Here is a 486-nt window from a genome sequence, read left to right on the forward strand (position 1 = left end):
CGCCGCCGATACGCTTGTTCTGCTGAACCAGATACGGCATCGCGTCGTGCACGCCGTCGAGATCATCGCCTGGGATGTTGGCCGGACGCGGTGTTTCGGAACCGCCGCAATAGAGGACCGCGTCATATTCGGCGAGCAGTTCGGCGACCGGCTTGTCGACGCCGACATTGACGCCACAATGGAAGCTGACACCTTCGCCCTGCATCTGCTCGATGCGCCGGTCGATATAATGCTTCTCGATCTTGAAATCGGGGATGCCGTAGCGCATCAGCCCGCCCGGCCGGCTCTCTCGCTCATAGACGTGAACGTCATGGCCGGCGCGACCGAGTTGCTGGGCAGCGGCCATGCCGGCCGGCCCCGAGCCGATGACGGCGACGCGCTTGCCGGTCTTCCGTTCCGGCGGATAGGGCCGGATATGGCCGGTTTCATACGCCTTGTCGGCGATCGCCTGCTCGATCGTCTTGATGGCGACCGGAATGTCCTCGA

General features: G+C 63.8%; 1 protein-coding gene. It reads right to left on the reverse strand.

Annotated elements, in window-relative coordinates; genetic code table 11:
• A partial coding sequence (locus tag E5W87_RS35445; protein WP_292408616.1) for an FAD-dependent oxidoreductase occupies positions 1-486 on the reverse strand: 486 nt, incomplete at both ends.

Origin of the sequence: Mesorhizobium sp., from assembly GCF_004962925.1 — a bacterium.
In the GTDB taxonomy this organism is placed as follows: domain Bacteria; phylum Pseudomonadota; class Alphaproteobacteria; order Rhizobiales; family Rhizobiaceae; genus Mesorhizobium.